This window comes from Blastomonas sp. UPD001, assembly GCF_003426715.1.
Classification (GTDB): domain Bacteria; phylum Pseudomonadota; class Alphaproteobacteria; order Sphingomonadales; family Sphingomonadaceae; genus Blastomonas.
The window spans coordinates 3,066,714-3,071,871 of the sequence record NZ_QKVT01000001.1 but is presented as its reverse complement, the minus strand read 5'-3'; the positions used below and the strand labels follow the sequence as shown (position 1 = coordinate 3,071,871).

General features: G+C 67.2%; 5 protein-coding genes and 1 pseudogene. 4 read left to right on the top strand and 2 right to left on the bottom strand.

The genetic code is table 11. From position 1 onward, the window contains the following. Positions 1–44: 44 nt before the first annotated feature. Both DM995_RS15595 and DM995_RS15590 read right to left on the bottom strand, forming a co-directional pair. Positions 45–1,271 carry a pyridoxal-dependent decarboxylase, exosortase A system-associated gene (locus tag DM995_RS15595; RefSeq protein WP_116970004.1) on the bottom strand — a complete coding sequence of 409 codons (1,227 nt, stop codon included), beginning with the start codon at positions 1,269–1,271 and terminating at the stop codon, positions 45–47. Further along, the gene (locus tag DM995_RS15590; RefSeq protein ID WP_116970003.1) at positions 1,268–2,803 is read right to left on the bottom strand and encodes an acyl-CoA ligase (AMP-forming), exosortase A system-associated; all 1,536 of its coding nucleotides are present in this window, start codon (positions 2,801–2,803) and stop codon (positions 1,268–1,270) included. Before DM995_RS15590 ends, DM995_RS15595 begins: the two co-directional genes overlap by 4 nt. Before the next feature lie 45 nt (positions 2,804–2,848). On the opposite strand from DM995_RS15590, the gene DM995_RS15585 reads away from it, so the two are divergent. From DM995_RS15585 to DM995_RS21950, 4 genes and pseudogenes are all read left to right on the top strand, one after another. Continuing rightward, positions 2,849–3,883 carry a GNAT family N-acetyltransferase gene (locus tag DM995_RS15585; RefSeq protein ID WP_157973237.1) on the top strand — a complete coding sequence of 345 codons (1,035 nt, stop codon included), beginning with the start codon at positions 2,849–2,851 and terminating at the stop codon, positions 3,881–3,883. 60 nt (positions 3,884–3,943) lie between these two features. Beyond that, entirely contained in the window at positions 3,944–4,228 is a 285-nt protein-coding gene (locus tag DM995_RS15580; protein ID WP_023837935.1) for an acyl carrier protein, read from the top strand. Next, complete coding sequence (locus DM995_RS15575; protein ID WP_116970001.1) at positions 4,225–4,920, top strand: alpha/beta hydrolase family protein; 696 nt, start codon at positions 4,225–4,227, stop codon at positions 4,918–4,920. The genes DM995_RS15580 and DM995_RS15575 overlap by 4 nt, the downstream gene beginning before the upstream one ends. Further along, positions 4,917–5,158: pseudogene (locus tag DM995_RS21950) on the top strand (hypothetical protein); the annotation flags it as partial. The gene DM995_RS15575 and the pseudogene DM995_RS21950, both read left to right, overlap by 4 nt.

Here is a 5,158-nt window from a genome sequence, read left to right as displayed (position 1 = left end):
CGCAATCCAGCGCAACGCCGCCGCCGCGCGGGCGCTCGCCTGAACTAGATCAGCAGCTCCGCCGCCTTGCCATGGCCGAGGAAATCGGCCGGGCTGGCGGTGGCGCCATAGGCCCCGGCACAGAACACCGCGACCAGATCGCCGACCCGCGCTGCGGGCAGATGCGCCTTGTCGGCGAGGCGGTCGAGCGGGGTGCACAGGCAGCCGACGACATTGGCCTCTTCCGCCGGCTGCGCATCGAAACGGCTGGCGATCGCGACCGGATAGTTTCGCCGCACGACGGTGCCGAAATTGCCGCTCGCGGCGAGCTGGTGGTGCAGCCCGCCATCGGTGACCAGATACAGCTCGCCATGGCTGGTCTTGCGGTCGACGATGCGGGTGAGATAGACGCCCGCTTCGCCGACCAGCCAGCGGCCCAGTTCCATCGCGAAATCCGTGGATTTGAGCGCATCGGGCAGCGCCGCGAACCGCTCGCCCAGGGCCGCGCCAACCTTCCCGATGTCTACCGGCGTGTCGCCCGGGAAATAGGGAATGCCCATGCCGCCGCCCAGATTGACATGCTCGGGGCTCGCGCCTGCCTCGTCAGCGAGTTGCGCGGCGAGATCGAGCGTCTTGCCCTGCGTCTCGATGATCGCATCGGAATCGAGCGCCTGCGATCCGGCGAAGATATGGAAGCCGCGCCAGTGCGCGCCTTCGGCCAGAATGTGTTTCACCAGCGCAGGCACCCGCGCCTGGTCGATGCCGAAGGGCTTGGCCCCGCCGCCCATGCGCATCCCCGATCCGCGCAGGTCGAAATCGGGATTGACCCGCACCGCCAGACGCGGCTGCACGCCGATGCGCTGGCCGATCGCCAGTGCGCGCTCGCATTCGCCTTCGGATTCGAGGTTCAGCGTCACCCCTGCGGCAATCGCGGCCTCAAGGTCGCGATCGCGCTTGCCCGGCCCGGCAAAGCTGATGCGCGCGGCATCCATCCCCGCCGCCTGCGCCAGCGCAAGCTCGCCCGCCGAGGCGATGTCGATGCCATCGACCAGCGAGGCCATGAGCGTGAGCACCGGTGCGAACGGATTGGCCTTCATCGCATAATGGATCGCCAGCCGGTCGGGCATGGCCGCGCGCAGCGAGGCGACGCGCGCGCGCAGCATGTCCGACGAATAGACGAAGCACGGACTGTCCCCGGCCCGATCGACCAGCGCACTTGCCTTGATGCCCTGCACCGCCAGCTCGCCGCCGATGCTCGAAAATCCGGGGGGTATCGGCCCCAAAGGCTTCATTTGTAACGTTCCTCGATCTCGGCGACCAGCAGCGCGCGGTCGATCTTGCCATTGGGATTCTTCGGAAACTCGGCTCGCAGCTCGACGATTTTCGGCAGCATGAACGCGGGCAGATCGCGCTTCATCGCGATCAGCAGATCATCGACCAACTGCTCGGGCTGCGGCACGGCGGCGGGGCGGACGAGTAGCAGGATCGCCTGGCCCAGCTGCGGATCGGGAATGCCGAGCGCCACCGCTTCTGCCGTTAGGCCCGTCGAGGTCGCGGCATCCTCGATCTCGGCCGGGCTGATGCGGTTGCCCGAGGACTTGATCATCGCGTCGCGCCGTCCGACGAAATAGAGCAGCCCCTGCTCGTCGCGCCGCACCCGGTCGCCCGACCAGACCGCCATGCCGCCATAGGTCGAGAAGGCCGGCGCGGGCTTGTAGCGTTCGGCGGTGCGCTCGGCATCCTGCCAATAGCCCTGCGCGACCAAGGGACCTGCATGGACAAGCTCGCCCTCCTCGCCCGGCGCGGCATCCTGGCCGGCATCGTTGACGACGAGAATCTCGGCAAAGGGGATCGCCTTGCCGATGCTGGTCGGGTTGCCGTCGATCAGATCGGGGTCGAGATAGGTCGAGCGGAACGCTTCGGTAAGACCATACATCGCGAAGATGCGCGTTTGCGGAAAGATGCCGCGCAGCTGCTTCACCAGCGCGGGGCTCAAGGCACCGCCGCTATTGGTCAGCCGCCGCATCGTCGCGGTCGCCTCGGCGGGCCAGTCGATCTCGACCAGCTGCGTCCAGAGCGGCGGGACCGCAGCGAGCGTGGTAATGCCGTGCCGGACACAGGATTTCACCACATCGCGCGCCATCAGATAGTCGAGCGGAATGGCACAGCCACCCGCGGCCCAGGTCGAAAGCAGCTGGTTCTGCCCGTAATCGAAGCTCAAGGGCAGCACACACAGCGTCCTGTCGTCGCTTGCCAGTCCCAGATAGCCGGCCACACTGAGCGCGCCGAGCCACATGTTCGCATGGCTCAGCATCACGCCCTTGGGCTTGCCGGTCGAACCCGAAGTGTAAAGTATCGCCGCCAAGTCCTTGGGGTCATGCGAAGAAGCGTCCAGGCTCGCCTCGCCCGCCTTCCACGCGGCCATCGCCTCGTCATCGTCGAGCGAGCAGCACGCAGCGGGCATATCGCCGGCGAGCAGCGTCGTCAGCCGGGTGCGGTTGGCGATCAGCAGCTTCGCGCCGCTATCGGCCAGGATATGCGCCACCTGAGCGCGCTTGAGCACCGGGTTGATCGGCACGTGCACCAAGCCCGCGCGCGCCGCCGCCAGCGGCATCAGGCAGGTGGTCTCGTTCTTGGGCAGCCAGGTCGCGACCCTGTCGCCATGCTCGAGCCCCATCGTGGTTAACCAGGCCGCAAGCAATCCGATACGCAAGTTTAACGTGTCGTAGCTAAGAGAGCCTTCACGCAATATCAGCGCGCTTGCGGGGCCATTGCCCCTCAGGACCAGATGATCGAGCGGCTGCGGAGTGGGATCGAGAGACATCACGAACGGTTTGGCTCATAAGGAAGGCGCGGCATCATGGGGTTCATGACGTTGAATGATGAATATCATGATAACCTGAAGGCCGCGCAGGCGCACCGGCTTTCTGCGCTCGAGGATCCGGGCCGGGTCGGGCTGTTCGACCGCGCGCTCTGGTTCGACGGGCTGCACCGCCATTGTCTCGCCGAGCACGCGCCGCATATCGCCTATGCCGCCGATCATGGCGATGCGGTCAAACTTCACCTGATCGACAATGGCCGATCGGGCCTGCGATCGATGGCCAACTGGTACAGCTTCATCTGGCGCCCCGTGTTCGGCGGCACGCCCGATGCGCAGCGTCGGCGCGCACTGATGCTGTCGGTCGCTCAGAAGCTGAGCAAGACGACGCACCGGCTGATCCTCTCTCCCGTGCCCGACGAATGCGGCTCGGCGAGCCTGATCGAGGAGACCTTTGCCGCGACCGGCTGGATCGTGCGCCGCGAGCCGTGCGACGAGAACCATGTGCTGCACCTGAAGGGCCGCAATTTCGCTGCATACTGGCAGGGTCGCCCCGGCCAGCTGCGCTCCACCGTCAAGCGCAAGGGCAACAAGGGCGTGGTCTCGCTGCGCGTCGAGCATCGCTTCGATGCGCAGGACTGGGCCGATTACGAGGCGATCTATGCGCGCAGCTGGAAGCCCGAAGAGGGCCATCCCGAATTCCTGCGCTGGCTCGCCCAGCGCGAATCCGAGGCCGGGCGGCTGCGCATGGGGATGGCGAGCATCGACGGACAGGCGGTCGCGGCGCAGTTCTGGACCGTGGAGAACGGCACCGCCTATATCCACAAGCTGGCGCATGACGAACGGCACATCCAGGCTTCGCCCGGCACGCTGCTCACCCACGCGCTGTTCGCGCATGTCATCGATACCGATCATGTCGATCTGGTCGATTTCGGCACCGGCTCGGACACCTACAAGCGCGACTGGATGGAAGACATGCGGCCCCGCTACCGGCTCGAGCTGATCTGGGCCAGGTCGCCCAAGGCCTGGCCCTATATGGCCCGGAGCCGCGTCGCGGGGCTTGCCGCCCGTTTTGCGAAGGACTAAGGCCGCGTGCACGCGGTCCGGGGGAGGCCGCTATCGGCCGAAAAAGCCAGCGAGGGATATGTGAGCGAGATCGAGACCAGCGGAGCGAGCGACGCGATCGAAACCGTGGTGCGCCAGGTGCTGCGCGACATTCTGGGCCTGTCCGAAGCGCAGGTCGCCGGTTTCGACCGCGATACCGAGCTGTTCGGCGCGCTGCCCGAGCTCGACTCCATGGCGGTCGCCGGACTTCTCACCGAGATGGAGGATCGCCTGGGCATCCTGATCGAGGATGACGAGGTCGATGGCGAGCTGTTCGAGAATTTCGGCAATCTCGTCGATTTCGCGCGGGCCAAGGCCGCCGCGTGATTGCGCGCTATCGGTTCGACGGCAACGACGAACTTTGCCTTCGCAATGGGCCCGAGACCGGCCCGGCGCTGCTGATCCTGCCGCCGCTGTTCGATGAGGCGAACCGCGTACGCCACCTGATGGTGGAAACCGCGCGGGCGCTGGCCGGGCGCGGCATCGCCAGCCTGTTGCCCGACCTTCCCGGCTGCAACGAAAGCCTCGTCCCGCTCGACCGCGCCAGCATCAGCCTGTGGCAGGCGGCGTTGATTGCGTGCGCCGAACAGCTGGGGCCGGTCAGCCATGTCGCATCGATCCGCGGAGGCGCGCTGCTCGATGGCGCGCTCGGCGATCTGCCGCGCTGGCGGCTCGCCCCGGTCAAGGGCGGGCAGCTGCTGCGCACCATGCTGCGCACGAAAATCGCGAGCGACCGCGAGGCGGGGATCACCAGCAGCAGCGAGGCGCTGATGGAAAGCGCGCGCACGCAAGGGATCGAGCTCGCCGGCAACCACCTCTCCCCCTGCATGATCCGCGAACTCGACGCCGCCGCGCCGTCCGATGGCAGCGCGGTTCGCCTCGCCCGCTTTGCCGACGATCCGCTCGAAGCCGATGCGCGGATCGCGGGCGCGCCGCTCTGGCTGCGCGCCGAACCTGCGTACGATGCCGCGATGGCGCAATCGATCGCCGCCGACCTTGCCGCATGGATGCGCGGATGAGGCAGCATTTCACCTTCCCTTGCGCGGACGAGACGCTCGCCGCGACGCTCGACAGCGCGGACGGCACAACCGGGCTGCTGATCGTCAGCGGCGGCAACGAGATCCGATCGGGCGCGCATGCCGGCATGGCCGCGCTCGCCGCCGAGATCGCCGCTGCCGGGCATCCGGTGTTGCGCTATGACCGGCGCGGCATCGCCAGCCTGTTGCCCGACCTTCCCGGCTGCAACGAAAGCCTCGT